This window comes from Arthrobacter sp. zg-Y877 (genome assembly GCF_030373105.1).
Classification (GTDB): Bacteria; Actinomycetota; Actinomycetes; order Actinomycetales; family Micrococcaceae; genus Arthrobacter_B.
In genome coordinates this window covers 98,924-125,302 of the sequence record NZ_JAUCPU010000001.1, presented here as the reverse complement: position 1 = coordinate 125,302, position 26,379 = coordinate 98,924, and the positions used below count along the sequence as shown (strand labels likewise).

Sequence of the window (26,379 nt, the reverse complement as noted above, 5' to 3'; positions counted from 1 at the left end):
GCCGTTTCTGCGTGCTGGTACTGCTTCTCCCCTAGTGCCGGTTGTCCCGGTTTGCTCCGTCCGGCCCGGCCCCCGCGCTGACGGGTGTAGGCAGCGACGGATCCCCGTCTTCCTGCCGGTCCTGGGGCCGGTGCGGCAGAGGAGCGGGCTGGAGGCTGCGGTATCCCTCGAGCGCCGGCGGCTCGTCAGTGGGCAGCTCGGACTGCATTTCCCGCAGGATGCCTACACCGTGCTCCAGCTGCGGGTCATCTCCGGCCACATACGCGTGAGGCGGGAAAGCCACCTCAATGTCCGGTTCCACTCCCCGGTTCTCCACGCCCCAGCCTGCGCCGCCCGTGAACCAGTAGGCGTACCGCGGCTGGTTCACTGCAGTTCCATCCACGAGGGTGAAGCGTCCGTCGATTCCGACGACGCCGCCCCAGGTGCGGGTGCCCACTACCGGCCCGATGCCGCGCAGCTTCGACACCTGCGTGACAATGTCGCCGTCGGACCCGGCAAACTCATCCGTCAGGATCACCACAGGACCACGGGGAGCGTGTGCCGGGTACGGGGTGGGCGTGCCGCCGCGCGGGGTGCTCCACGCAGTGACCTTCCGGCCAATCAGCTCCGCGACGAGCTGGGAGGTGTGTCCCCCACGGTTCCGCCGCACGTCAACCACCAGGGCCCGCAGGGACGCCTCCTGGTCCAGGTCCCGGTGCAACTGGGACCAGCCGTTGGCCATCATGTCGGGAATATGCAGATACCCGAACTCCCCGTTGGAGGCTTCCCGCACGATCCGGCGGTTGGCACTGACCCAGTTCTGGTACCGCAGGCGTTCCTCGCTGCGCAGCGGAACGACGGCGATCCGCCGCTGCTCCGGTGCGCCGTCGTCGGCAGTGGACACCATCGTCAGTTCCACGGTCCGGCCGGCGGCGCCGGCAAGCAGGACAGCAGGTCCCTCGTTGGCCGGAACCTGCTGCCCGTCCACCGCGGCGATGATGTCACCCACGTGCACATCGGCACCCGGAGCGCTCAGCGGAGACGTGGCCTCGGGATCGGAGGACTCGGCTCCCAGAATCCGGACGACTTCCCAGCCGCCGGCGCCGGGACGCAGGTCGGCGCCGAGGAAACCCTGCCCGCCCGATCCCGGTTCGGTGACGGGAACGGGATTTACGTAGGCATGGGACGTGCCGAGCTCTCCGTGCATTTCCCAGAGCAGGTCCACCAGGTCGTCATGGCTGCCCAGGTTTTCCACCAGAGGCCGGTACCGGGTGTGGACACCTTCCCAGTCCAGTCCGCCCATGTCCGGTGCCCAGAAGAAGTCACGCTGCAGGCGCCAGGCTTCGTCAAAGGCCTGGCCCCACACCTTGACCGGATCGATCCGGACGCGGATGCGCTCCAGCTCCACCCGTACGCTGTCGGCGGAGTCCTCCTCCACCCGTGCAGCCGCCGGAACCATCCGGACGCTGCCCTGGTGGCGCAGCACCACCTTGGTGCCGTCGCCGCTGACTTCGAAATCGTCCAGCGCCGGAACCAGGACGGAGACATCCTTCTTCTCCAGGTCAAAGCGCTCAAGCCGTGCTGCCGGATCCCGGTCGGCGGCCGAGGCCCGGCCGTCGCCGGTGACACCGTAGATGTCCGATGCCTGCCACAGCAGGGCTCCCTCGGCGCTCCGAAGCTTCGTGTAGCGGCCCTGGGGAACGGGGACGGCGATCAGGCGGTCACCGATCCGGTCGGCGTCAACGCGTACCTCCGGTGCCGCGCCTGCAGCGTCGTCCGTGTCGGTTTCCGGCTTAGCCGTATCTTCGGACGCGGCTGCAGCCACGAAGGTTCCGGATACCGAGGGGCCGAACGGCGAGGGTGTCCCGGCGGCCAGCGCCACTAGGAAAGGCTTGGTGGAGGACGGGAAGCTCAGGTCGAACCGGTGGGTGTCGTATACCGGATCGAAGCTGCGCTCGGAGAGGAAGGCAAGATACCGGCCGTCGGTGGTGAAGGACGGGTCGTGGTCATTGAACCGGCCGTCGGTTACGTCGACCACCGGTGCCTCCGTGTCCCGCACGGACCGCAGCCGGATCCGTGACCGTCCTTCGGCGCTGGAGGGTTCCGCCCATGCCAGCCACTGGGAGTCCGGCGAGAAGGCCATCTGGTCGACGGCTCCAAACTCCGACGAAGCGACGGGGAACAGCTCGGCCGTTGCCACCTCGAGGACAAACACTTCACCGTATTCGGTGGACACACCTACACGCTGTCCATCCGGGCTGGGGACCATCTCGCTGACACGGGTGGGCCGGTCGAACCCAATCCGGACCAGGCCGTTGCCGGCGGAGGTTTCCTGGGCTTCGGCATCCACCGGAGCGCTGCTTCCGCGCTGGGACGAATCCCCGGATCCGTTCTCCTCGCTGGCCGGAACAGCAACACCGGAGGCCGACACCGGGCTGGGCAGAACCAGCCCGTTGTTGCCTGCGTCCATGGCGGGCGTTCCGGCCACGGAGATTCCCTCGGCGGGAGTGGCAGCCGGGCTACCGGACACCAGGACAACGTCAGCGAAGACGTCCTTGATGTAGATAGCTTCCTCGCCGTGGTGGTCCGCCACGAATACCGCACGCGACCCATCCAGGGGCCGGCCGAGGCGGCTGCGCACGGCCGAATCGGCTTCGATCACACGGGACGGTCCATCGCGGTGGGTCAGCCAGTGCAAAGTACCGTGGCTTTCCACGATGCTCGCGGTTCCCCGGGCGTCCGGAACGGCTGCCTGCAGGTGTTTTGCGACGTTCAGCGCACGGGGGCGACGCGCAGTTCCGGCCGATGCCAGAGCGATGTCCAGCGGCTGGGCTTCGGCATCCAGCGAAGGCAGGAGCCAGATGCGTCCCGCCGATTCGAACACGATCCGCTGGCCGTCAGAGGACGCGTGCCGGACGTAGAACCCTTCGAAGTCCGTATGCCGGCGGAGGTCTTCGCCCTGGGGCGTGACCGAGTAGAGGTTGCCGTAGCCTTCGTGATCCGAAAGGAAAACGACCCGGCCGTCAATCCACATGGGATCCGACAGGTTCCCGTCCAGTTCGGGAACGAGGCGGATAAATTCTCCGTTGCCGTCCGCGTCGATCCAGAGCTTCCCGGCGGTGCCGCCGCGGTAGCGCTTCCACCACGCCTGCTCCCGGGTCAGCATGCTGCCAATGACCATCGGGCGTTCATCACCGACGGAGGGGCCTTCGGCGATGGTCTCCACCGGGCCGTACGGGAGCTTCACCGGTGCCGAACCATCCAGCGGGACTGCGAAGGCCCAGCGCAGCCGGTTGTCCTCCTGCTCCACCGAGCAGGTGGCAATGACCTGTCCGGCGGAGTTGAATCCCTTCATACGCGTGCTCTGGCTGCCCCAGAAGGTCAGCTGCCGGAAGTCTCCGCCGTCGACGTCGGCCGTGACGATTTCAGGTGCACCACCCTGGACCACCTGCCAGGCAAGGCGGCTGCCGTCCGGGGAGAACTTCGGGCTGCGTGCGGGCAGCTGCATGGCGGAAACCCGCCAGGCACGGCCGCCCGTGACGGGCGCCATCCAGACATCGTCTTCAGCGACGAAGGTGACGAGGTTCCCGTGCAGATCGGGGTAACGAAGGTACGAAGTTGGACTCATGGATTGATCCTATCTTTCGCCACCGACTTGTCTGCGTAGCAACGTGCCTCACGAGGGGGCCACAACGCTGCTGATCCGCCACGTTCCCTCAACTCTCACCAGCACCAACAGCACTTCCTGCTCCTGCGCCGGCATCTGCTGCAGCACCGCACCGGCCCTGTCCACCTGCCGGTAGGGGGCAACCTTAGTGTGGACCCGGAGTTCCGCGTCTGCTGTCCCGTCCGGAGCTGCCTGATCAAGCACTGACACTTCCATGACCAGTCCGTCGAGGGTATGGCCGGCCGCCGACAACTTCCCGATCTGTTCCCGGTCGGCCAGTAGGGCTTCGGACCCTGGAGCATCAACATGATTCAGGAGCGCCGGGTCTGCCGTTCTGAACGCCCTGCTCCGAAGCTCGGCGAGCGCCGGCAGCGCCTGTGCCGCGTCCTCTGCCTTGGTTTCCTCCCTGAGCGTTTCGACGGTTTTTGTGGACGCAGCTGTTCCAGCTGAAACGGGGCCGGGTGAAGCAGAACCGGATGTTGCAGGGCTGGATCCTGCAGGGCTTGATACAGCAGCACCGCCGAATCGAAGGAGGTCCGGGGCTGCGAGCGCTATCCCGGCAAGTATCAGTACCAGTGCAACCACTCCTGTCGCGGCAACAGGCAAGACACGGCTGCCGGAGACGTTCCGGTCCCGCCGTCGCCGCCCGGCCGGTGGAGCCTCCTGCTGCCGGCTCACAGCCTGACGTCCACTTGCCTGACGTCCAATTGCCTGGCCTCCCATCGCCTGCCGTCTGATGCCGGCCCGTCCCGTAACGCCACGCCCTACCGCCGTAGGCCTGTGCCACCACCTCCTCCGCCGTCCGGTGCCGGAACCAGCGGAGCCAGTCCGGCGGGTCAGCAGCTGAGGACGAACGTCCGGATGGACAGCAGCTACGAGGTCCACCGGCAGTGCGGGGGCACAACGGTAGGCGGCGGCTGCAAATTCATCAGCAGTAGGCCGCTGGCCGGGGTCCTCCGCCAATCCCGCCTCCAGCAGGGCCGGCAAGTCCCTGCCTACCCCGGGAACCAGGATCGAAAGCGGCGGCCGGTCACGGCTGGGTGGGGGAACCCGTCCAGTCAGCAGGAACCAGCCCACGGCGGCCAAGGCATACACGTCGCCCGCCGTTCCCAGTCCGCTGCCCGTTCCGTCGTCGCTCTCGGGCGCATGGAAACCCGGGGTCCCCTGCCGCGACGCACCGGACTCACCCAGTAGCCGCCCTGAGCCAAAGTCGGCCAACAGCGGCCTGCCCTCGGACGCAAAGAGGATGTTTCCGGGAGACACGTCCCCATGTGCCGTGCCCCGGGCGTGGAGGTAATCCAACGCAGCGGCGATCCCCACGAGCACCGTGACCGCTTCACCGGGCAGGACCGGCCCCCGTGCCGCCACCAGCCCTGCTGCACTACCTCCGGGTGCGTACCCAGTGAGGAGGCCAGCACCTTGATCGGTTTCAACGACGCCGTGCAGCTTCAACAGGTGCGGATGCTCCAGTCGGGCATGGATGTTCACCTCCCGCCTGGCTTCAAAGGCATTCATCGAGTTCCCCTGCCCTGCTGCTGGGACCTTCAGCGCGAACGATGCGCCGTCGTCGTCCCGGACCAGCCAGACGGCGCCGCTTCCGCCCACTCCCAGCAGCCGGACCACCCGGTAGCCGAGCACCTCCGGGGCAGGAGGCGCAGGGACGCCGCCGGCATCTGCAGGCGTTTCGGAAGCTTCGCTGGAGCGGGCAGGGTCCGGTGTTGTGTCCATGGGAGCAAAGTCTTAACCTCCGCCGGAGCTCCTCGGCGGTTTTCCACAAGGTAGTGGACCTATGGGGAGTGCCGGAAACACTCCTGCCGGGCTGGCCGTCGAGTGTGGTCCACATCACGCCAGTGGGGGTCTAGGCTAGCCCCATGGCTTTGGAGTTCACCCGCGTAGGCCTGGCTCCGCACTACGTGGATTATTCAGCAGGCTGGGATCTCCAGCAGCAGCTGCACCGGCAGGTACTTGAGGGCAGGACGCCTAACACAGTGCTGCTGCTTGAGCACACTTCCGTCTACACGGCGGGGCGCCGCACCGAGCCGCACGAACGGCCTTTCGACGGCACACCGGTGATCAACGTAGACCGGGGTGGGAAGCTGACCTGGCACGGGCCGGGTCAGCTGGTCGGCTATCCGATCGTGAAGCTCGCCGATCCATCATCGATCAAGGCATATGTCGCCGTCCTGGAAGCCGCAGTGATCAGCGTGCTGCAGGGCTACGGGATTGCCGGCGTCCGGGTCGAGGGGCGCTCCGGTGTCTGGGTCCGCGGCGACGGGAAACCGTTCGGAGTGCCGGACCGCAAAATCGCTGCGGTGGGGATCCGGGTCCATCAGGGAGTCACGATGCACGGATTCTCCCTGAACTGCAGTAACGATCCCGCACCCTACAGCCAGATCGTCGCCTGCGGCATCACCGACGCCGGAACCACCTCGATCAGCGCGGAGACGGGCGAGGCAGTGTCCCCGGCCGACGTCGTCGGGCAGGTGGAAGCCGCACTCGCCGCCCGTGAGTCGGACATGACCGGCACCATCCCACCGAAGACCCCCTCCGGCGCCGGCGCCATCCCTGCCGCCAGCCGGCCGAAAGGAGCCCTGCTGTGACCCTCGCCCCTGAAGGACGGCGCCTGCTGCGCATCGAACAGCGCAACGCTGCCGTACCGGTGGAACGCAAGCCCGAATGGATCAAGGCCAAAGTCAATATGGGCCCTGAGTATGTTGAGCTGAAGAAGCAGGTGAAGAAGGAAGGCCTGCACACTGTCTGCGAAGAAGCGGGCTGCCCCAACATTTTCGAATGCTGGGAGGACCGCGAAGCCACCTTCCTGATCGGCGGGTCCGAATGCACCCGGCGCTGCGACTTCTGCCAGATCGACACCGGCAAGCCCTCGCCGCTGGACCTGATGGAACCCACCAAGGTGGCCCGCTCGGTGCAGCAGATGAACCTTCGCTATGCCACGGTCACCGGAGTGGCCCGGGATGACCTCGAAGACGAAGGCGTGTGGCTCTATGCCGAAACCATCCGCAAGATCCACGAACTCAACCCCGGCACCGGCGTCGAAATCCTGATTCCCGACTTTTCCGGGAAAGTGGAGCACATCATCGACATTTGTGAAGCCCGGCCCGAGGTCTTCGCCCACAATGTGGAGACCGTGCCCCGCCTGTTCAAGCGGATCCGCCCCGCCTTCCGGTATGAACGCTCCCTGGACGTCATCACGCAGGGGCAGAACATGGGCATGGTCACCAAATCCAACCTGATCCTTGGCATGGGTGAAACCCGTGCGGAAATCTCCGGAGCGCTGAAGGATCTGCGCGACTCCGGCTGTGACCTCATCACCATCACCCAGTACCTGCGGCCCAGCGAACGCCACCTGCCCGTGGACCGCTGGGTCAAGCCGCAGGAATTCGTCGAAATCAGTACGGAAGCGGAGGAACTGGGCTTCCTGGGTGTGATGAGCGGACCGCTGGTGCGGTCCTCCTACCGTGCCGGGCGGCTGTGGGCCGGCGCCATGCGCCGCAAGGGTCTGGAGCTGCCTCCGCAGCTGGCGCACATCGAGGATTCCGGGTCCACGTACCAGGAAGCTTCGTCCATTCTGGCCCGCCGGTGACTGCGGTCCTGCGTCCCCGGATACGGCATGGACACCACTGCGTGCCCCGCTTCCTGCCTGACAGTGCAACCTTCCTGACCCCACGCCCGCATCACGTAGAATGAACTCATTATGGCCAAAAGCACTGATTCAGACGCATCCCAGAGCGCCCGCAAAGGCGTCTTTTCCCGCAAGCCGAAGGGGGAAAAGAAGCCCAAGAAGCAAGGGCGCATGAAGCAGATCGCCGAGGTCTTCAAGATGACCCGGCGGAACGATCCGAGTGTCGTCTGGCTGATGATCGGCGCGTTCCTCGGCATTATCGCCGTGGGCCTGCTGATCGGCTTCCTGATCGACAACTGGATCACGATGCTCATCATCGCCATCCCCCTCGGCCTGCTTGCCGCCGTGTTCATCCTGTCCCGCCGCGCCGAACGCGCCGCGTTCTCGCAGATCGAAGGCCAGCCGGGTGCTTCCGGCGCAGCCCTCAGCGTCCTGCGCCGCGGCTGGATCCTCGAAGAACAGCCTGTGGCAGTGAACCCGCGCACCCAGGAAGCCGTCTTCCGGGCCATCGGACGTCCCGGCATTGTCCTGGTCACCGAGGGCTCCCCCGCCCGTGCCAAGGCGCTGGCCGACAGCGAACGCCGGAAGATGAGCCGCATTGTGCCCAAGGTTCCGGTCACGGTCATCCAGACCGGCCGCGGCGAAGGCCAGGTGCCGCTGTCCAAGGTCGCCACCACGGCCAAGAAGCTGCCGAAGGAACTGACCAAGCAGGAAGTCGCCACCGTCAACAAGCGGCTCTCCGCCCTGGGCACCCGGTTGCCGATCCCCAAGGGCATCGACCCGTACCGCGCCCGCCCGGACCGCAAGGCCACCCGCGGACGCTAGCCGCCACTAACAAGGGCCCCTTTCGAGGGGCCCTTTTGTTTTGCCCTGCTACCTTTCGAACGGGGACGCGCCCACCGCGTCCAGCAGGGCCAGCAGCTCGCTCTCTTCGGCCTGTCCTGCTACTTACCGGACAGGCCCGCGCCCACCGCGTCCAGCAAGGCCAGCAGTTCGCTCTCTTCGGCCTGCGTGAGTCCTGCTCCACGGGGACGTGCGACGCCGGCAGCTTCCTCCCAGGCGAGGGTATCGGCGAGCGTCTGCCGCAGCGGCCGCAGCTGCAGTCCAGCCTGGCGCGCCCGGGCATTGGACCGGGCGTTCATGCCGTGCCAGTCCGGATCCTCCAGCCACAGCGCCAGCGAGCGGGGGCCGGACCACTCGTTCACATCCTGTTCGCGGAGCCAACGTGCCGGAGCCGGGACGGCAACAGCCGCCACGCCGGGTGGTCCCGCCACCGCCGCCGCCGCCTCAAGATGCTCCGCGAACGGCACCGTATCCCCCACGGCGTTGAACACGCCGGCGGTCCGTTCCTCTGCCACCTGCACGAGCCACTGCGCCAGGTCGCGGACATCAATGAGCTGCGTAGGCTGGCGCGGCACGTCGGGTACGAGGACTCGCCCTCCCCGTGCGAACCGCAGCGGCCAGTATCCGCTGCGTCCGGAGGTGTCGCCCGGCCCGCCGATGAGGCCGGACCGGACTATCGCGCGGGAACCGGAGCCAAAGCCTTCAGTGACAGCCTGCTCACACGCAACCTTGGCCGGGCCGTAGTTTTCCATGCTGCCCATGACGTCGTCCGTGAGGGGTGCCAGCAGTGCGGCGTCTTCGTCCTGGCCCCATTCCCGTTGGCTGGCATACACGTTTCCGGTGGAGACAAAGACATAGAAGTCCGCAGCACCCCTCAGGCCGCGGACGGCACGGCGGACCTGTCCGGGCTGGCGGGAAACGTCGATGACCGCATCCCAGTGCCGGTCAGCGGCCGATGCGAGCCCGTCGTCGGCGTCGCGGTCTATCTGAAGGAAGGCGGCCCCGGCCGGCGGCTTCCCCGACGTTCCACGGGCAGCGCAGGTTACTTCGTGGCCGGCAGACACGGCAGCGGCAGCGGTCTGGTGGCCGAGCCAGGCGGTTCCGCCCAATATCAGGAGTTTCATACCTGGAATCTGCCAGATTCAGGGGCGGGTTGGAAAGCCTAGTGTTTTACCTTCACCAGTACGGTGCCCAGTGCCCGGTCGTGCAGGCCGCGCTGGTCGGCGTCGAACACCACTGCGGGAATCACCAGGCACAGCAGCAGCGTGCGGACAACCGCTGCGGGAATCCCGGCGGCGCGGCCGTCCATTTTCTGCACCTGGAGGCTGAAGATCCGGTGTCCGATGCTGTAGCCGAGCAGGCTGATCAGCAGGATCTGTTCGACGGCGAAAATTGCCAGGATAGCGAAGTCGTCACCGCCGAAAAGCCAGTAGGCAATGAGGGAAGCAATGGCCCAGTCAATGAGCAGGGCGCCCAGGCGCGGGCCCACACGCGCGATGGATCCGGGACCGGTACGCGGCCTGCCGAGGTGTTTACCCGGCCACGTACTCTCATCGGAGGGAGGGCCTTCCAGCCAGGAACCTATATCGCTTCTATCGACCACGGTTAAAGACTACCCGGGTGGCTGGGGCACAAATGAACCCCTTATTATCACTGCCCCCACCTGTTGCGGATAGGGTGGAAGGGAGACCATCGACTGCGTAACGTACCGGAAACACACGTGTCACCGCCGGGAAACCGGATCCCTTTAGGGTCAAGGGGACGCGCCGGACGGTCAAAGGCCCGGCGCCAGCCAGGTCTTGCAGCCCGAGGTCTTCCATCCAAACAGTTGTATAGGAGCACATAAACGATGTTCAAGAACGCGGACGAAGTCCTCAGGTTCATCGCTGACGAGCAAGTGAAGTTCGTCGACATCCGATTCACCGACGTTCCCGGAGTGCAGCAGCACTTCAACGTGCCGGCCAAAACCGTAGATGCCGATTTCTTCGTCAACGGTCAGCTGTTCGACGGCTCATCCATCCGCGGCTTCCAGGGCATTGCAGAGTCCGACATGCAGCTCATCCCGGATGTGACGACGGCGTTTATCGATCCCTTCCGCATGGAGAAGACCCTTGCGCTGAACTTCTCGATCGTGAACCCGCGTACCGGCGAGCCGTACCACCGCGATCCCCGCGGTGTTGCCGAGCGCGCCGAGGCCTACCTCGCCTCCACCGGGATTGCCGACACGGCCTTCTTTGGTTCGGAAGCCGAGTTCTACATCTTCGACAACGTCCAGTACGAGTCCTCCCCCCGGGGCAGCTTCTACAAGGTCGATTCCATCGAGGCTCCGTGGAACAGCGGCCGCGAGGAAGAGGGCGGCAACCTGGGCAACAAGACCCCGTACAAGGGCGGCTACTTCCCCGTGGCCCCCGTGGACAAGCAGGCTGACCTGCGCGACGCGATCAGCGTGGAGCTGGACAACGTCGGCCTCGAAGTCGAACGCGCGCACCACGAAGTGGGCGGTGCCGGTCAGGCCGAGATCAACTACAAGTTCACCACCCTGACGCACGCGGCCGACGATCTGCAGAAGTTCAAGTACATCGTCAAGAACGTTGCCGATTCCTGGGGCAAGTCCGCTACCTTCATGCCGAAGCCCATCTTCGGTGACAACGGTTCGGGCATGCACTGCCACCAGTCCCTGTGGAACGGTGGCGAACCGCTGTTCTATGACGAGAAGGGCTACGCCGGTCTCTCGGACCTGGCCCGCTGGTACATCGGCGGCCTGCTCAAGCACGCCTCCGCGGTCCTCGCCTTCACCAACCCGACGGTCAACTCCTACCGCCGCCTGGTCAAGGGCTTCGAAGCTCCCGTGAACATGGTCTACTCGCAGGGCAACCGCTCGGCCGCCATCCGAATCCCGATCACGGGTTCCAACCCGAAGGCCAAGCGCCTGGAGTTCCGTGCTCCGGATCCCTCCTCCAACCCGTACCTGGCGTTCTCCGCACAGCTGATGGCGGGCCTGGACGGCATCAAGAACCGCATCGAGCCGGCGGATCCGATCGACAAGGACCTCTACGAGCTGCCGCCCGAAGAGGCCCAGCACATCCAGAAGGCTCCGGCGTCGCTCGAAGAGGCACTGGTTGCCCTGGAGAACGACAATGAGTTCCTGCAGGCCGGCGGTGTGTTCACCCAGGACATGATCGACAGCTGGATCTCCTACAAGCGCGAATTCGAAATCCTGCCGCTCGCGATGCGCCCGAACCCGTACGAATACGAGCTCTACTACGGCGTATAACCCGCTTCTGCGGCCCGGCGTCGGTTACCCGGCGTCCGGTCCGCAGTAAGTCCCGGTAGAACAGGAAGGGCCCCGTCAGCGGTTTTGACGGGGCCCTTCCTGCTGCCGGTGTCCAATGTCGTTTTGGCTGAGGCATGCCGCAGGCACCGCTATCCAGCGGACAGGGAACTGACTCCGCCCCAACTTAGAACGACAGCGGGGTAAGGCGTGGGTTGCGAAAATCGCTCCAGTCACGCCGTACACATTGCTTCGAAGTAAATTGAAAGCTCAGGCGACGTTACCCTAGCTACCCTTTGGGATCAGCGTAAAGCAGACCGCCCTCACCCTTCATCGGGTGGGGGCGGTTTTCGTCGTCAGCTACCTACGACGGCAGAAGGGTATTCCCACTCCCAATTTTCATTGTCGGCAAAATCGTCAAGCATGAGAACTCCGGTAGGAGTTGCGACGTCCAACACGACGGAGCCAACCGCTCTTTGGCCTGGGCCCATGTTTCCCGGGATCATCATGTTGGGCGCGAGACACGCGTATGTAGCGTTCGACAAAGGAGACCCGTTCATAAGCGTGCCGTTTTCCGCTATTGCGGTGAACATGTTTGGCATGAAATAGGGGTTCTTATCATTGATGAGTTCAGGTGCTGTCGCCACCTCCATATTCACAACAACGAAATGCCCGTTCTCCGGCGGCAACGCGCCCTCTTCGGTACAAGCAGCGTCGACCTCGATCGACGTGACTACCAAGTCGACAATCTGAGTGCCATCCACGCTGTATCCGGTTGGTTCTCCAACTTCCACGATGAGGGCCCCACGGTCTGATCGTTCCATTCCATCCGATCCGGAATCCGTGGAATCGCTCCCGTCTGAGGTTGCCGGCGGCACGTTCGGATCGCTGGCCGCCGGTGCTGGCTCACCCCCACACCCGGTAAGCAAGAGCAACGGCACGGCAGCCAGTAAAAGTCTGTTCTTCAAGTTTCCCCCAATTGTCCTGATGAGCGAATAACAGCCTAGCGGAGATCGAACCCTTTGGTATGCCGGGCTTTTTGTCACCGCCGGGGTGACATCGCTCCGGGATAAATGCAGTTGAAGTCCTGACCGCAACACGGCATACCCAGGCACGGCCGCCCCGGCTGGCACAGTCACCCCGCGCAGGTCACGTACGCCTCGTACAGCCGTGAGCCGTACGTCCGGGTGAAGCGGGAGGTCCGAGCAGCGGCCGATAGCAGCCGAAGAACCGCCTCGCGCCCCTCACCGGGGGCGGTTTTTCATTCCGTCCGTTCGCGTAGCATCGGGCGCAGGGAGATCCACGTCATCGCTAAGGAGAACACTGCTATGAAAGCTGTCCACGTCACCGGCCCGGACACCAACGAATGGGTTGAGGTTGAACAGCCCGCCGTGGGGCCGGGCGACGTCCTGCTGAAGATGAAGGCCTGCGGGATCTGCGGGTCCGATGCTTTCTACAGCCACATCGGCGGCATCCCGCCCCGCCAGGGCGCAACCCCGCTGGGCCATGAACCGGCGGCCGAGGTGGCGGAAGTCGGCTCCGAGGTGGACGGCATCGCGGTAGGTGACCACGTGGTGATCGATACGATGGCTTTCACTGACGGACTGCTCGGCAGCGGCGGTGCGCAGGGCGGGCTCTCGGAGTACGTAGTAGTTCACGATGCAGCCCTTGGCCGTCAGCTCAAGGTCATTCCCAAGGACATTCCGTGGGAAGTGGCTGCCCTGAACGAACCGATGGCGGTGGCCCTCCACGCGGTGAACCGCACCAATCCCAAGCCCGGCGACAAAGTGGTGATCTTTGGCGCGGGTCCGATCGGCCTCGGTGCCCTCCTCGGCTACCGCCGCCGCGGAGTGGCCCACATCGTCGTCGTCGACGTCATCGCGTCCCGGCTTCAGAAGGCACTGCAGATCGGCGCGGATGCCGTCATCAACTCAGCCGAAGAGGACCTGGCCTCCCGGCTCGTGGAACTGCACGGCGACGGTGCAACGATGATGGTCCGCGGCGTCCGGTCAGGTACCGACATTTTCCTGGATGCTGCCGGCGCGCCGGTCATCCCCGCTACCGTTGCCGACGTCGCCAAACAGGGAGCGGTGCTCGGCGTCGTGGCGGTTCACAAGAAGCCGGTGGAGCTCGACTTCGGCACGATCCTGACCACTGAGCTCACGATCGTGTTTGCCATGGGTTATCCGACGGAGATCTTCGACGTGACCGACGACATCATCGAAAACTGGCAGAAGTACGCGCTGATCATCAGCGACACGCTGCCCTTCGATAAGGCACTGGACGCCCTCACCCTGGCACAGACCCCGGGTGCTGCTGACAAGGTGGTCGTGACCTTCGACTAGCGCCGCAGCCCGGACTTCCCGGCGGCTACAGCGTCACGCCGTCGGGAAGCTCCGGGGCGTCGAACTTCTGCCGGTCGCATTCGGCTTTCAGCTGCGGGTAGGTGTCCGCGATCAGGTCCAGAATGCGGTTGCGGACCACCAGGTAGGCTTCACCGACTCCCACCACGCCCTTGAATTCCTTGAGCTCTTCTTCATAGGACGTCTGTTGGTGCCGCAGGTAGTTGACGGTCAGCCGGTTCAGCCGTGACGGCGCCGTCGACAGGCTGGCCGGGGACTGCTTACCGCGAAGACGGCCGTTGAAATGCTCGATGGCCTTGCGCTGCATCGACTCCCACGGCTCAGGAACGATCCGCAGTTCCAGCGACTCGGCCACTGCGACTGCCGCCTTCTTCTTCACCAGTGCGCGTTCACGGGCCGCCAGCTGCCGGTTACGGGAGGCTTCCCTAGCCTTTTGGTACTCCGGGGTGGCTTCGATGGCTTCAACGCGTTCCAGTGCGTAGAGCTTCATCGGGGCGGCTTTGCGGGAAAACGGGTTCCGGGCGGTCTTGTCCGGTTCGGGCAGGAAGGTCTTGATCTGCCCGTCGGTCCAGCCCCGTTCCTTCTTCAGGTCATTGGCGATGAGCATGCCCTCGCTGTTGGCCGGCTTGGGACGCGGTGGATGGTGTTTACCTCTGGGCACGGTGCTCCTGCGGATGTGGAAGTGGTGTCTACCTATTCTAGGAGAGCACCGGTCCGGGCCCGGAAACGGAAAACGCCGCCATTCCCGGGTGGGAACGACGGCGGAGACTTCTTCTGCGTTAGGCGGTTGCTTCGGCAGTGACCTGGCTCGCGGCCGGTTCTGCGTTCAGCATGGCGATCTCGGCTGCCGATACTCCCCCGGCAACGAGCGCGCATCCGGCGGCAATAGCCGTGATCTGTGCGGTGAATCGTGAAGTGGTGGTCCTGGTACGCGTTACAGCGACGTGCTTCAACATATAGCTTGATGCTCCCTTCGAGAGGCATGGGGTAGCACTCCGGGCACAACAAATGGATGTGCCGCAATGCGGTGGCTTCTGTGCCGGAGTGGTGGTGTTGCGGTTCGTCGCCCAAGGCGGACCGCGGATTTCAGGAGAGGCTGCGCTTGGTGCACGTACTCGTTGCGAGTACTGGCTGCGCTTATGGGGCCTTCAGATCCTGTCCGCTATCCAGTCTAGTGGTATTACCTTCTAGGCTCAAGGGGTGCGGGTCCGATCTGGCGTACGTTTGAACACATGCCAATTGAACACACGCACCTTGCCATCCCGGTCGGCGAGGGGACCGTATCCGCCGTACTGTCCCGTCCTTCCGACCCCGACGTGACCATCGTCGTCACCCACGGTGCCGGGGCCGGAATGGAGCACCCTTTCCTCACCGGGTTCACCGGCGCGCTGAACGACGGCGGAGCGGCCACGCTGCGCTTCAACTTCCCCTACCGGGAGGCGGGGAAGAAGTTTCCGGATCGGGCACCCGCGGCTGTTGCAGCGTGGAAGGCCGTCATGGCGGCCGTGGAGGCGCGTAACGACGGCGGCCCGGTGTGGGCGTGCGGGAAGTCCTTCGGTGGCCGGATGGCGTCCATGGCGGTGGCGGAGGGCATGCCGGCGGCCGGGCTGGTCTACCTGGGCTACCCGCTGCATCCGCCGGGTAAGCCGGAGAAGCTGCGCGACGAGCACTTGTACGGCCTCACCCTGCCGATGCTGTTCCTGCAGGGCACGCGTGACACTTTTGCGTTGCCCGGCGAACTGGAACCGGTAGCTGAGCGGATTGGCCCCAACGCGCACGTCCAGCGGATTGAGGGCGGCAACCATTCGTTTGAGGTCCGCGGACAGAAGCGTACGCCCGATGCCATCGGCGCCGGGCTCGCTGAACCGGTGCTGGACTTTATCCGAAGCAGCGCGAAGCCGTGAGCGGGGCATTGCCCGACGACGGTGCGGGCCGGGAGGAAAGGACGGCCAGTCTACGGATGCGGCTGTTGACGCCGTATCTGCGGCTGACCCGGAAGCCCCTGACAGCCACGGCGGAACGCACCAGCGCCAGGCTCGGTTCGGCGAAGCGGGCTGCACGGCCACCCCGCCGTCTCCTGCGGACGTTCCAGGTGGAGCTGCACAGTATCGACGGATTCTCCTGCTATTCAGTGGCGCCGCGTCCGGGCGCCTCGTCTGGGGACGCGTCGTCCTCCGCAGTGCTGTACCTCCATGGCGGTTCGTACATCAGCCCGATCAGCACCTGGCACTGGCGGTTCATCTCCCGGCTTGCGGCTGCCGGACACCGTGTGGAGGTTCCGCTGTACGGTCTGGCGCCTGCGTACAACCACCGGGAGGCTGCCCTGCTCCTCGCCAAGGTGTACCGCCGGCTGCTGGACGACGTCGCTCCCGGGCGCGTGACCTTGATGGGTGATTCAGCCGGTGGCGGTTTGGCGCTGGCTTTTGCTCAGCAGCTAGCTGAATATTCTCTGCCTCAGCCGCGGCGTTTGGTTCTACTGTCCCCCTGGGTGGACGTGGCGATGGAAAACCCGGAGCTTGCCGCGGTTGAAGCCGTGGATCCCTGGCTGAGCCGTGCCGGCCTTCGTGTTGCGGCTCGGGCGTGGGCCGCCGGGGACGATCTGGCTGATCCCCGCGTGAGTCCCATCAACGGTCCGATGTCGGGGCTGCCGACGACCGATGTGTTCGTCGGAACCCACGATCTGCCTTATCCGGATGTACTCCGGCTGCAAAACCTGATGAGGGCTGCGGGGTCACCGGTATCACTGCACGTCGCCGACGGCGCGGTCCATGTATATCCCCTGCTTCCCGTGCCCGAAGGCAGGGCCGCGCAGAAGGTGATTCTGGAGCTGTTGCGTTCCTGATTACCCGGTTCTGATTACCCGGTTCTCATTCCCCCGCCCTGATTGACCGGTCCTCCTGGCTCAACGGGGCGCAGCGGTTCCCCCGCCTTGCTGATTTTCGGCAGCCGGCCCTTCTCCACTGAGAACCAGCCCAAGCTGGTCCTAGAAGGGAGGTGGAGTTCCGGCCCACGCCTGCTCCGCCTTATCCCCTTTGGCATCGGAATCGATGAGATGAGTTTCGATAGAGGCGCTTCCAGCGAAATCCCTGCCGTGCAGATATGCCTGCGTCTGGTAGACGCGTCCCATCGGGGACGTCCACTCGATGAGTCCCGGTGCAGGCTGGCGGGCCTTCCACAACCCCACGGTCTTGAGCCGGTGGTGCTTCCGGCACAGGTGCGCCAGGTTCCCGTGGCCCGTAGAACCTCCTTCGGCCCACGGCACCGTATGGTCGATTTCGCAGTTCGCCGCAGCCACACCGCAGCCCGGGAACCTGCAGGTCCCGTCACGGGCCTGCAACCAGCGTTTGAGCGCCTGCGGGATCCTCCGCTGTCGGCCCACCGCCAGAATTTCTCCTTCTCCGTCCTGCAACAGTCCCGTCCACCGGCCGGTATTCCGCAACAGCTCCCGGGCCACGTCGGCACCGACGGGACCGTAACCGTTCAATTCCGCCGGCGCGTCCGAAAGGCCCAGCAGTGATTCGGCCGAGATCAGCACCATCACTTCCGCCCGCAGCCCCGGACCCGCCCACTCTTGTTCAGTTACAGGTGCTGGCGCCGACCCCAGTCCTTGTCCTGCCTGTCCTGCTGGCGCAGGCGCTGACCCCTTCCTGGGCGGGGTGCCCCGCTCCGTCCCTGGCATGGCGGGTGCCGCAACGGAACGGGTCGGTTGGCCAGTCAAGGCGGAAACCAGAACATCGGCACGTAGCTGGTCCAAGGTCCGCCCATCTCCCGCAGCCTGCTCTCCCCGGGCGCAAGAGGTTAGCCCGTTGAAGATTCCGTGCGCGGCAGCAGCAGGTAGAAAAGCCGAAAGGACACCGATCCCGTCCGGCAGGTCTTCCACCCACACCCGCCGCTCCTCATGAGCAGTCCGGTGGCGCTCCGGTATGGTCTCCGGAAAGATTCCCTCCCGCATCCGACGGGCGGTCCGGTCGAACTGCGGGCCGGTCTTCCCCGGTGCCAGATGCAGCAGTCTGGCCTCCAGCAGTTTCCCGTCCTCCGGCCGCAGGCCGCCTGTCTGCTCGATGACAGTGCGTGCCCTGCGGTAGTCGATGACACCGCGTTCCAGCTCTGACAAGGTCTCAGTGCACCGGGTGCTCAACTGCTCGGAATCCGATACCAGCCGCTGCGCGGCAAGACCGGTCAGGCCCAGCAGGGCGCCAACCTCCGCCGCCGTGGCCCGCAGAACCCACTCGCCGGAGCCTTGCACCTCTGCAGAAGTGCCACTCCCCGGCATAGCGAGGTCCGAATCCGGATACCTGCCCAGGTTCGCTGCGGTGAGCTCCATCAGCCGGTGCACAGTGCGTGCCTGCTGCGCCTGAGCCCAGGAGACCACGGCACCGAGACGCTCCAGAACCTGCAATGCCGCTTCCTGGCCCAGTCCTGCGGGCTCCTGAAGCGAGAGCATGCCCATCAATCCCGCCGGCAGAACCGTAACGTCCGCCGGAACGTCACTCATAGACACGCAAAACACCCCCGGCAACGCCAGCGGATCCTGCTCTGTCCAGTGGGATCCTGCTTCGTGAGCCCTGGCGTCTGTCCGGCCGGGCCGTGAGCGCGCGCCGGAACGACCATCAGCTGACGATCGTCGAGCGTAGCGTGCGTAACGCGTGGAGGGCTGTTCCATAAGGTCATTCCACCAGCCCACTTTCCGGCCCAAATGCGTGCCCGGACCAAATGTGGACAACGCCAGCTGCACGTTCCATCGGGCGAACGTGTAGAGGAATAGTGGAAGGTGCTCGATTGCCCCAGCTCCGGGACTCCTCAGCCGTTAATGCTCAACAGATGGGCATCCTGGGCCTCCCAGCCACCGAGCCGCCAAGCCAGCGAGCCAGCCCAGCCACCCAGCCAACGAGCCAGCAAGCCAGCCCAGCCACCCAGCCAACGAGCCAGCGAGCCAGCGAGCCGCCAAGCCAGCGAGCCACGGAAGGGAAAATGGAGAGCACGTTCACGGGCTAATCCCTACCACTACCGCACCCGGCTAGTCAGTCCGCTCGTAGCGCCAGGACGTTTTCTCCATCACCAGCCGGTGTCGCCCCGGCCCGGCAGCAGCACCGGCGGCTCCTCCTGCAGCGCCGTCGTACTCCCCGTCGCCCTCCCACACCAGAACCGCGGCGGGTTCATACCCGGTTAGAGGCCGGGTCCGGAAGGTTTCCGGTTCGGTACCTGCAATCCGGGCAAGGGCTGCATCGGCGGACGCATCGGCGGCCAGCGAGTGCAGCGTGACCCAGGTAGGCGGCACCAGCTGCATCAGCCCGTTGCGGTGCCGGTCCAGTGCCTCGGACGGGGAAAGCCAAAGGTAGTTGAGCAGCTCCCCCGGGTTGAGCCGCACCGCTCCGGCGGGAGCTTTCGCCGCAAAGAACCAGGTCTGGTAGCGCCGGGGAATGTTCGAGGGCGGAATCCAGCAGGACAGCGGCACCAGGTCCACCGGCCGCAGCAGCAGCCCCGTCTCCTCCTCGGTCTCACGGACACCGGCACGGCGTGCCGCTTCCGCCTCGCCGCCGCCGCCGTCCCCGCCGCCGCCGTCGTCCTCGCCGCCGCCGTCATCCCCGCCTCCGCCTTCAGCGCCGCTGCCGCCGTCAGCCCGGTCCTCCGGATCCACCCGCCCTCCGGGGAACACCCAGGCACCGCCGAAGGAACCTGCTGTGGGCCGTTCCAGCAGCAGCACCTCGGGTCCGGCGCCGGAATCCCTCAGCAGTACGACAGTGGCCGCCGTACCGGTCAGTTCGCTCATGTGCAGAGCATAACGAATACCGTCGGCGGCCACTGTGAAAAGGGGCAGTGAAGGGCTAGAGCACCTTGGCCAGGAAGTCCTGCAGCCGGGGAGCCTGGGGACTGCCGAAGAGCAGTTCCGGGGTGTTTTCCTCGACAATGTGGCCGTCGGCCATAAAGATCACGCGGTCAGCCACTTCGCGGGCGAAGCCCATTTCGTGGGTGACCACCACCATGGTCATACCTTCCCGGGCGAGGTCGCGGATAACCTGCAGCACTTCGCCCACCATTTCGGGGTCGAGTGCAGAGGTGGCCTCGTCGAAGAGCATGATGTCCGGCTGCATGGCCAGCGCACGGGCAATCGCCACGCGCTGCTTCTGGCCACCGGACAGCTGGGCCGGACGGGCGTTGGCCTTGTCGGACAGTCCCACCCGTTCCAGCAGTGCGAGGGCGGTCTTCCGGACCTCCGCCTTGGGTGCCTTCTTCAGCTGCACCGGGGCCAGCATGATGTTGTCCAGCACGGTCATGTGCGGGAACAGGTTGAAGTGCTGGAACACCATTCCGATGTGCTGGCGCACCTCGTTCAGGTTCACCTTGGGATCGGTGAGGTCGAAATCATCAACCTTGACGGTGCCGCCGGTGATGTCTTCGAGCTTGTTCAGGCAGCGCAGGAACGTGGACTTGCCGGAGCCGGAGGGACCGATGACGCAGACCACTTCGCCCTCGGCGACGCTGACGTCCAGGCCCTTGAGGACCTCGTTGGATCCGTAGGACTTCCGCAGACCAATGGTTTGGATCTTGCTCACTTGTTAAACCTCTTATCCAGGACGTCCGCCAGCTTGGTCAGCAGCGTAATGACGATGAAGTACAGGGCAGCCACAATGAGGAGAACCTCGGCAGTCCGGAAGTTCACCGCGTAGATCTGCTGGCCCTGGTAGGTCAGCTCCGCGAAACCGATGACGGCCAGCAGGGAGGTGTCCTTCAAGGTAATGACGAACTGGTTGATGAAGGAAGGCGTCATGATCTTGATGGCCTGCGGAATGATGACCTTCTGCATCGTCTTTCCATAGCCCAGGCCCAGGCTGCGTGCTGCTTCCATCTGGCCGGGGTCCACGGACTGGATGCCGCCGCGGACAATCTCGGTCATGTAGGCGCCTGCGTTCAGGCTCAGGGTCAGCACACCGGCCGTGAGGACGTCCACCGGCTGGCCAATGATCTGCGGCAGGCCGAAGTAGAAGAAGAACGCCTGGACCAGGACCGGGGTGCCGCGGAAGATGCTCACGTAAACAGTGGCGATCCCGCGCAGGATCTTCGACGATCCCACCTTCAGGAAGCCGAAGAACACACCCAGGATGAGGGCGAAGAGCAGCGACAGCGCGGTGGCCAGCAGGGTCAGGCCCATGCCCTTGGCGAACGCGGGACCGTTGTCGGTAATCAGGGACCAGAAGCTGGAGTCCTTGGCGCCGGACTCCAGGTAGGTGTCCAGGATCTCGTCGTATTCGCCGCTTTCCTTCAGGTCGGCCAGGCCGTCGTTGAAGGCGGTAAGCAGCTCGGGGTTGGCTCCCTTGTTGACCGCGAAGCCGTAGGAACTGCCGGCTTCCTTGTCGGTCACGGTCTTCAGGCCGTTGCCGGAAGCGACGCCGTAGGCAAGCACGGGGTAGTCATCAAACACGGCAACGGAACCGCCGGCTTTGACGTCGTCGTACATCTGGGCGGACTGCGCAAAGGCGACCACTTCGAAGCCGTACTGATCCTTGATGGACTCGGCGAAGGTCTGGCCTTCGGTGCCGGTCTTGACCGCTACGCGCTTGCCGCGCAGGTCCTCGTACCCGGTAACGTCGTCGTTGTTCTCGGCGACGGCCATCTGGATGCCGGATTCGAAGTACGGGTCGGAGAAGTCGAAGACCTGACGGCGCTCGTCCGTGATGGACATACCGGCGATAACGCCGTCCACCTGGTTGGACTGCAGCGACTGCAGTGCAGCGTCAAAGCCGAGGGACTGGATTTCGACATTGAAGCCCTCCTCCTCGGCTATCGCGTTGAGAAGATCCATATCGATGCCGACAAGTTCGCCGTTTTCACGGAATTCGAACGGTGCGAACGTGGTGTCGGTGCCGACGACGAAGGTCTCGCCCTCGACGCCGTCCGCTGCGACTGCTCCGGCCGCAGGAATCCCCAGCAGCAAAGCCAGGGTTGCGAGGAAGGTGGTCAGCGGTACGGCCAGTTTAGCCGGGCCCTTTAAGGCCCGTTTGCCACTAAGCAAAGTAAACGTCTCCTAGCTCTTTCACTGCGGCCCACGCCGCAAATGCCCTCATAGAGACTACCTAGAGCAGTGGCAATGCAACGAACTGGAAAGGCCCTCAGGAGCGTGACCTAGGTCCCGTATCCGTAGAAGTAGCGTTCGAAAACGGCCCGGGCATGCCGGGTGAGCTTGAGGTAGTCCTCCTCAAGATCTCCGCCCTGACCTGCACCGTAACCGCACCAGCGGGCCACGGCGTCCAGTTCACGGCGGGAGGAGGGCAGCACGTCGGGGTTCCGTCCGCCCCGGATAACATTTCCGCTTCGGACCCGGCTGGCCAGGAGCCAGGCCTGCCGCAGCGTATCGACGTCGACGGCGGGAAGCAGCCCCGCCGCCTCGATCGCGTCCAGGGCGGGAAGGGTGGACGTCGTGCGCATTTCGGGCACCCGCCGGGCATGCTGCAGCTGCAGCAGCTGAACAAGCCACTCGACGTCGCTGAGCCCGCCGCGTCCAAGCTTGAGCTGCCGCGAGGGGTCGGCGCCCCGGGGCAGGCGTTCGGCCTCCACCCGGGCCTTGATCCGGCGGATCTCCCGCACGTCCTTTTCCGTGGCCTCCTCCGGGTAGCGCACCGGGTCGACCAGGGCCATGAACTCCTCACCCAGGGCATCGCTGCCCGCCATCGGACGCGCCCTCAAAAGGGCCTGGGACTCCCAGATCAGCGACCACCGCTCGTAGTAGCCGCGGTAGGACTCCAGGCTGCGCACCAGCGGCCCCTGCCGTCCCTCGGGGCGCAGGCCTGCGTCGAGCACCAGGGTGCGCTCGGCCAGGACGGCCGGGGTGCACGGCTGCTGCAGGAAGGTGGAGATCTGGGAGACGATCTTCTCCGCCTGGGCCTGGGCCGCCGACGGGTCGACGCCGGGCAGCGGGCGGTGGACGTACATCACGTCCGCGTCGGAGCCGTAGCCGATCTCCCGTCCACCCTGCCGGCCCATGGCAACCACCAGCAGGTCGGTGAGTTTCCCGCCGCTGTCGAACACCTCGGACTCGGCGACGTGCAGGGCTCCCAGTACGGCGGCCCGGTCGGCATCCGCCAGGGCGCGGCCGACCTCCTGCTGGCTGAGCAGGCCGGCACTGTCGGCAATGGCAATGCGGAGCGTCTCCCGCCGCCGGATCAGCCGGATCAGCCGCATGGCTTCGCCGGGGCGGGGGTGGCGGGACATCTTCGACTGGATTTCCTGCCACTGGGTGTCGAAGGGAACCGGTGTCAGTTCCTTGTCCGAGGCCAGCCAGGCTGTGGATTCCGGCGAAACCTCGAGCAGGTCGGTAATGAACCGGCTGGACGACAGGATCGAGCACAGCCGCTCCCCCGCTGCTGAGGAATCGCGCAGCATCCCCAGGTACCAGTGCGTATCGCCCAGGTTTTCGCTGAGCCGCCGGAAACCCAGCAGACCGGCGTCGGGGTCCACGCCGTCGGCCAGCCAGGCGAGCAGCACTGGAAGCAGCTGCCGTTGCAGCGCTGCCCGCCTGCTTACCCCTACCGTGAGGGCTTCGATGTGGCGCATCGCACCCTTGGGGTCCGCATAGCCCAGTGCCGCGAGGCGTGCCTGGGCCGCCTCGGGGGTCAGCCGGACCTCGTCCGCGCTGAGGTTCGAGGCCGTGCTCAGCAGCGGCCGGTAGAAAATGCTTTCGTGCAGCCGCCGCACCAGCCGTTTGGTGCGCTGCCATTGCTCCCGGAGGCGTTCCGCGCTGGGCCGTTCCGGGGACAGGGAACCGGCGCTGGACTTGGCCAGTGCCCGCAGCGCCTCTTCGTTCTCGGGCATCAGGTGGGTACGGCGCATGTGCACCATCTGGATCCGGTGCTCGAGCACCCGCAGGTAGCGGTAGGACGTGTCCAGTTCCCCGGCGTCGGTCCGTCCGATGTAGCCCGCGTCGCTGAGGGCCGCGATGGCAGCAGTGGTGGTGCGCACGCGCAGCGTTTCGTCCACCCGGCCGTGCACCAGCTGCAGCAGCTGGACGGTGAACTCGACGTCGCGCAGCCCGCCGCTGCCAAGCTTCAGCTGCCGTGCCTCTTCATGGGCGGGAATATTGTCCGTGACCCGGCGGCGCATGGCCTGCACCGATTCCACGAATCCATCACGTTCGGAACTGGTCCAGATCAAGGGAGCAACGGCTTCTTCGTAGCGCCGTCCCAGCTCCCGGTCTCCGGCCATGGGCCGGGCCTTCAGCAGTGCCTGGAACTCCCAGCTGTGCGCCCACCGCTGGTAATAGTTCAAGTAGGAGTCCAGGGTCCGCACCAACGGGCCGTCCTTGCCCTCCGGGCGCAGGTTGGTATCCACTTCCCAGAGCGGGGGCTCCGGTGCCGAGGCGTTGATGGCCCGGGAAATACCGGCAGCCAGCGCGGTCCCGACCGCGGATGCCCTGTCTTCCGGCAGGCCGGAGGACTCGATCACGTACATAACGTCCACGTCGGAGATGTAGTTCAGCTCCTGGGCGCCGGCCTTGCCCATGCCGATGACCGCGAGGCGGACAGCGGAGATCTCCTCCGCCGGATAGCTGACCGCCAGCTCCGCACGGGAGACTGCAAGGGCCGCTTCCAGTGCTGCGCCGGCAAGGTCGGCGAGCTCGCGCCCGGCCGCCGGAAGGTAGTCGGTGGGCGACGCCGCCCCGAGGTCCCGCACCGCCAGATCCAGCAGGTGACGGCGGTACCGGGACCGCAGCGCCACGTAGGCCTCCGTGCCCGTCAGTCCGGCCACGGGTGCTGCGCCGGTGCCTGCATGCACGGCATCCAGCAGCGAGGCGCGCAGGGTCGGCTCGTCGGTGCTTCCCGGTTCGGCCCGCAGCTGCCGGTGCAGCACCCCGACATCCTCGGGATGGCGCATCAGGAATTCCGCCAGGGCCTCGGAGGCACCCAGCAGGCGGAACAGGGCTTCGCTTTGTTCGGCACCGGCGTTCACCAGTTCCACCAGCTCCGGGGCACGCCCGATCAGGCGCACCAGGGACTGGAGCGCGAGATCCGGATCGGCCGAGAAGTTGAACCCGGCAAACAAGGCATCCTCGTCCACGGCTTCCAGTTCCGCGGCGGCCAGGAAACGCGTGCTTTTTTTCAGGTCGCGGAAACCTGTGGCGATCAGCCGTCGGGTCAGGCTCATCGGTACCTCCATCACGGGGACTCCCCTAGAGGATGCCCAGGTTCTTCTGCAGCTCGAACCGGGTCACCTGCTGGCGGTATTCGTTCCAGTCGGCGCGCTTGTTGCGCAGGAAGTTCTCGAACACCTGCTCACCCAGGATGTCGGCCACCAGCTCCGAGTCCTCCATCACGCGGACCGCGTCATGCAGTGACGCCGGCAGCGGATCGTGGCCCATGGCGCGGCGTTCGGCGGCGCTCAGGCTCTCGATGTCGTCTTCGGCGCCCGGCGGCAGCTCGTAACCTTCTTCGATGCCCTTCAGCCCTGCACCGAGGAGCACGGCGTAGGACAGGTACGGGTTGGCCGCGGAATCGATGCCGCGGTATTCGATGCGGGCGGACTGCCCCTTGTTCGGCTTGTACAGCGGCACCCGCAGCAGGGCGGACCGGTTGTTGTGTCCCCAGGACAGGTAGCTGGGCGCTTCTCCGCCGCCCCAGAGCCGCTTGTAGGAGTTCACGAACTGGTTGGTGACGGCGGTGAATTCCGGAGCGTGCCGCAGGATGCCCGCCATGAACTGGCGTGCGGTGGTGGAGAGCTGGAACTCGGCACCGGCCTGGAAGAAGGCGTTGCTGTCACCCTCGAAGAGGGAGAAGTGGGTGTGCATGCCGGAGCCGGGGTGGTGCGAGAAGGGTTTGGGCATAAAGCTCGCGTAGCAGTTGGTCATCAACGCGACTTCCTTGACCACGGTGCGGAAGGTCATGATGTTGTCCGCGGTCTGCAGGGCGTCGGCGTAGCGCAGATCGATCTCGTTCTGGCCCGGACCGGCCTCGTGGTGGCTGAACTCCACGGAAATGCCGACGGCCTCCAGCATGGACACTGCCGTGCGGCGGAAGTCCTGGGCCACCCCGCCCGGAACGTGGTCGAAGTAGCCTGCCTGGTCCACGGGAACGGGCTGGCCGTCTTCGCCGAGCTCGTCCGATTTCAGCAGGTAGAACTCGATCTCGGGGTGGGTGTAGCAGGTGAAGCCCATGTCCGCGGCCTTGGCCAGCTGGCGCTTGAGCACGTTCCGCGGATCGGCAGCCGAGGGCTGTCCGTCCGGGGTGAGGATGTCGCAGAACATCCGTGAGGTCTGCTCTTCGTCGCCGCGCCAGGGCAGGATCTGGAAGGTGGAGGGGTCCGGCTGGGCCAGCAGGTCCGATTCGAAGATCCGGGCCAGGCCCTCGATCGAGGAACCGTCGAAGCCCAGGCCTTCCTCAAAGGCGCCTTCGACTTCGGCAGGGGCCAGCGCCACCGATTTCAGCTGGCCGACGACGTCGGTAAACCACAACCGCACAAACCGGACATCGCGCTCCTCGATGGTGCGCAGAACGAATTCCTGCTGGCGGTTCATCCTTACCTTCTTTCCTGTACCCGGGGGCAGACGTGTGAAACCCTCTTCACTCTACCCACGCGGAGAGGATTTCGGCTCCAGCCGCGGACCGTGACGTGGCTGGGCGACGCAGGA

The 26,379-nt window shown here is 65.5% G+C and carries 20 protein-coding genes; 7 read left to right on the top strand and 13 right to left on the bottom strand.

From position 1 onward, the window contains the following. Positions 1-31 precede the first annotated feature (31 nt). Together QNO03_RS00545 and QNO03_RS00540 are read right to left on the bottom strand one after the other, a co-directional pair. Positions 32-3,607, bottom strand: a complete 3,576-nt coding sequence (locus QNO03_RS00545) for a S41 family peptidase (RefSeq protein ID WP_289601307.1) — start codon at positions 3,605-3,607, stop codon at positions 32-34. 48 nt (positions 3,608-3,655) lie between these two features. Then, entirely contained in the window at positions 3,656-5,374 is a 1,719-nt protein-coding gene (locus QNO03_RS00540; RefSeq protein WP_289601306.1) for a serine/threonine-protein kinase, read from the bottom strand. Positions 5,375-5,517: 143 nt separating this feature from the next. Between QNO03_RS00540 and lipB the strand changes: the two genes are divergently transcribed. From lipB to QNO03_RS00525, 3 genes are all read left to right on the top strand, one after another. Then, positions 5,518-6,246, top strand: coding sequence for a lipoyl(octanoyl) transferase LipB (gene lipB / locus QNO03_RS00535; RefSeq protein WP_289601304.1), 729 nt, complete (start codon positions 5,518-5,520; stop codon positions 6,244-6,246). Then, positions 6,243-7,247, top strand: a complete 1,005-nt coding sequence (gene lipA / locus QNO03_RS00530) for a lipoyl synthase (protein WP_289601303.1) — start codon at positions 6,243-6,245, stop codon at positions 7,245-7,247. The genes lipB and lipA overlap by 4 nt, the downstream gene beginning before the upstream one ends. Positions 7,248-7,358: 111 nt before the next feature. After that, a complete protein-coding gene (locus QNO03_RS00525) occupies positions 7,359-8,111 on the top strand; it encodes a DUF4191 domain-containing protein (RefSeq protein ID WP_229947618.1) in 753 nt (250 codons plus the stop codon). A gap of 119 nt (positions 8,112-8,230) precedes the next feature. Here the strand turns inward: QNO03_RS00525 and QNO03_RS00520 are convergent, their stop codons facing one another. Then, entirely contained in the window at positions 8,231-9,253 is a 1,023-nt protein-coding gene (locus QNO03_RS00520; RefSeq protein ID WP_289601302.1) for a Rossmann-fold NAD(P)-binding domain-containing protein, read from the bottom strand. 38 nt (positions 9,254-9,291) lie between these two features. Then, on the bottom strand, positions 9,292-9,732 hold the full coding sequence (locus QNO03_RS00515; RefSeq protein ID WP_229947615.1) for an RDD family protein: 441 nt from the start codon (positions 9,730-9,732) through the stop codon (positions 9,292-9,294). Positions 9,733-9,978: 246 nt separating this feature from the next. Between QNO03_RS00515 and glnA the strand changes: the two genes are divergently transcribed. Continuing rightward, positions 9,979-11,403 (top strand): type I glutamate--ammonia ligase, encoded by a 1,425-nt coding sequence (gene glnA / locus QNO03_RS00510; RefSeq protein WP_229947613.1) that lies wholly within the window; start codon positions 9,979-9,981, stop codon positions 11,401-11,403. A gap of 353 nt (positions 11,404-11,756) precedes the next feature. On the opposite strand, the gene QNO03_RS00505 is transcribed toward glnA, so the two are convergent. Beyond that, the gene (locus QNO03_RS00505; RefSeq protein WP_289601300.1) at positions 11,757-12,368 is read right to left on the bottom strand and encodes a hypothetical protein; all 612 of its coding nucleotides are present in this window, start codon (positions 12,366-12,368) and stop codon (positions 11,757-11,759) included. A gap of 360 nt (positions 12,369-12,728) precedes the next feature. Between QNO03_RS00505 and QNO03_RS00500 the strand changes: the two genes are divergently transcribed. Continuing rightward, positions 12,729-13,745, top strand: coding sequence for a zinc-dependent alcohol dehydrogenase (locus QNO03_RS00500; RefSeq protein ID WP_289601298.1), 1,017 nt, complete (start codon positions 12,729-12,731; stop codon positions 13,743-13,745). A gap of 25 nt (positions 13,746-13,770) precedes the next feature. Here QNO03_RS00500 and QNO03_RS00495 read toward each other — a convergent pair whose 3' ends face one another. Together QNO03_RS00495 and QNO03_RS00490 are read right to left on the bottom strand one after the other, a co-directional pair. After that, positions 13,771-14,424 carry a hypothetical protein gene (locus tag QNO03_RS00495; protein ID WP_289601297.1) on the bottom strand — a complete coding sequence of 218 codons (654 nt, stop codon included), beginning with the start codon at positions 14,422-14,424 and terminating at the stop codon, positions 13,771-13,773. Positions 14,425-14,542: 118 nt separating this feature from the next. Next, a complete protein-coding gene (locus tag QNO03_RS00490) occupies positions 14,543-14,719 on the bottom strand; it encodes a hypothetical protein (protein ID WP_229947607.1) in 177 nt (58 codons plus the stop codon). A gap of 276 nt (positions 14,720-14,995) precedes the next feature. Here QNO03_RS00490 and QNO03_RS00485 point away from each other — a divergent pair, with 276 nt between their 5' ends. Continuing rightward, positions 14,996-15,667, top strand: coding sequence for an alpha/beta hydrolase family protein (locus QNO03_RS00485; RefSeq protein WP_289601296.1), 672 nt, complete (start codon positions 14,996-14,998; stop codon positions 15,665-15,667). 56 nt (positions 15,668-15,723) lie between these two features. Further along, complete coding sequence (locus QNO03_RS00480) at positions 15,724-16,605, top strand: alpha/beta hydrolase fold domain-containing protein (RefSeq protein ID WP_289601295.1); 882 nt, start codon at positions 15,724-15,726, stop codon at positions 16,603-16,605. 141 nt (positions 16,606-16,746) lie between these two features. Here QNO03_RS00480 and QNO03_RS00475 read toward each other — a convergent pair whose 3' ends face one another. The 6 genes from QNO03_RS00475 to QNO03_RS00450 all read right to left on the bottom strand — a co-directional run bounded on the left by QNO03_RS00475 (position 16,747) and on the right by QNO03_RS00450 (position 26,265). After that, positions 16,747-18,258 (bottom strand): HNH endonuclease, encoded by a 1,512-nt coding sequence (locus QNO03_RS00475; protein ID WP_289601294.1) that lies wholly within the window; start codon positions 18,256-18,258, stop codon positions 16,747-16,749. Between the two features lie 522 nt (positions 18,259-18,780). After that, positions 18,781-19,533, bottom strand: a complete 753-nt coding sequence (locus QNO03_RS00470) for an NUDIX hydrolase (protein ID WP_289601292.1) — start codon at positions 19,531-19,533, stop codon at positions 18,781-18,783. Between the two features lie 55 nt (positions 19,534-19,588). Continuing rightward, complete coding sequence (locus tag QNO03_RS00465) at positions 19,589-20,317, bottom strand: amino acid ABC transporter ATP-binding protein (RefSeq protein WP_229947598.1); 729 nt, start codon at positions 20,315-20,317, stop codon at positions 19,589-19,591. Next, a complete protein-coding gene (locus QNO03_RS00460) occupies positions 20,314-21,774 on the bottom strand; it encodes an amino acid ABC transporter substrate-binding protein/permease (RefSeq protein ID WP_229947595.1) in 1,461 nt (486 codons plus the stop codon). The genes QNO03_RS00465 and QNO03_RS00460 overlap by 4 nt, the downstream gene beginning before the upstream one ends. A 110-nt stretch (positions 21,775-21,884) precedes the next feature. Beyond that, the gene (locus tag QNO03_RS00455; RefSeq protein ID WP_289601289.1) at positions 21,885-24,899 is read right to left on the bottom strand and encodes a bifunctional [glutamine synthetase] adenylyltransferase/[glutamine synthetase]-adenylyl-L-tyrosine phosphorylase; all 3,015 of its coding nucleotides are present in this window, start codon (positions 24,897-24,899) and stop codon (positions 21,885-21,887) included. A 25-nt stretch (positions 24,900-24,924) separates the two neighbouring features. Then, the gene (locus QNO03_RS00450) at positions 24,925-26,265 is read right to left on the bottom strand and encodes a glutamine synthetase family protein (protein ID WP_229947593.1); all 1,341 of its coding nucleotides are present in this window, start codon (positions 26,263-26,265) and stop codon (positions 24,925-24,927) included. Positions 26,266-26,379: the final 114 nt, after the last annotated feature.